The organism is Hydrotalea sandarakina (assembly GCF_003254115.1).
Taxonomy (GTDB): domain Bacteria; phylum Bacteroidota; class Bacteroidia; order Chitinophagales; family Chitinophagaceae; genus Hydrotalea; species Hydrotalea sandarakina.
The window spans coordinates 1-1336 of record NZ_QKZV01000030.1; the positions used below are offsets into that span (position 1 = coordinate 1).

General features: G+C 32.4%; 2 protein-coding genes. Both read right to left on the bottom strand.

The window, feature by feature from the left end; all coding sequences use genetic code 11:
- Positions 1-268: 268 nt before the first annotated feature.
- The gene (locus tag LX80_RS14350) at positions 269-649 is read right to left on the bottom strand and encodes a hypothetical protein (RefSeq protein ID WP_111297333.1); all 381 of its coding nucleotides are present in this window, start codon (positions 647-649) and stop codon (positions 269-271) included.
- 6 nt (positions 650-655) lie between these two features.
- The coding region (locus LX80_RS14560) for a hypothetical protein (protein ID WP_170120480.1) at positions 656-1336 on the bottom strand (681 nt) is incomplete at its 5' end.

The window sequence follows — 1336 nt, forward strand, 5'->3', positions numbered from 1 at the left end:
AATTAGCGCCTTATTTAGTAGATAATATTGTGCTCCAATTTTATTAATCATTGCTTGTGTAGGCGTTTTGCCGTCAAAATTTATACTTGACCCGGAAGCTGATTAATTACAAAATAACAAAACGATTAATAAAAGAAAAAAATTGCTTTTATTATTTATTTGAACTTCGAAAATTTAAAGTTAGCTAGCTTTTGGGTTAAAGCTAAGTTCAAATGTAAAACTTTGGGGGGAGCTTACTGCATCACTGAAGCTTTTTTTTAATATTAATTTATCCTTTCCAGCCAAGAATAATAATTATTAATAAAGGGACAAATATTAGTATAGCTACAATCCAACCACCAAACTTTATATAAGCACTATTGCTGTTTTTATATTTTCTTTCAATCCTTGCAATTCTGTATTTATTGTAGTATAGATAAACGCAAAGAATACACAATAAGAATACAACAATTAAAATTGTACTATTAAAGTTTATAATTCTTAATCCAGATTTGCTACCAACAATTTTTTTTATTATTTGTATAAAAAAAGCTATATGTATAAAAATTGCAAAAAAAACTACTCCACTTGCATTGTTTCTACTTAACCATTCACCTTTATTTCGGTTAATATTTCGACTGTATAATATCCAAAAAATATAATCGTACATATAAATTTAATATTTCCCTGAGTCAAATAAGTTTTCTGTAATGCTATGCCCTGTTTTTGATTCCACTATAATATTCGTTATAAAATATGCCCCTCCGACAATCCAACCTGCAACTGGAATTGATCCACACAGAAAATAAATACCACCTGAAATTGCTAAGTCCACAACATGATGAGCTTTAAACCCATGCTGTATGCCATCAACTACAGTAATGCCTGCACTTGCAATTGCAAGATCTCTGCTTGCAACTTCAACAATTTTACCACCGTTTAAAACTTCAGAAGCAGTTCCAGACATGCTGTTTGCAAGCTTTTGTGCACCTATTGTAGCCTGCTTAGTAGCTTCCAATGCTTGTGCTGTTGTTTCTACTAATTTGCCTGCAATGTTTGTTGCTGTTTTACTTTCTTGTTTTGTCTCATTTGTTGTTTGTGAAACTGGAGTAATAAAATCATTAAAAGATGGCACATGCTTTAAATCCGGCTTTTGATAATTATTTTTGGGGGGTATAGGACCATCTTTCTTCTTTTTCTTTTTATCCCCTCCATCAGACTCTTTTGAGCTACCGCCCCCACTAATATCACCATCTACTGTTGTTACTGTTAAACCTCCTTCAAATGTTGAGGAATGGTTATAAATAGAACCGGCAATATCATCCGGCCAATTGGCACTTTGTGCTTCCATCCCATC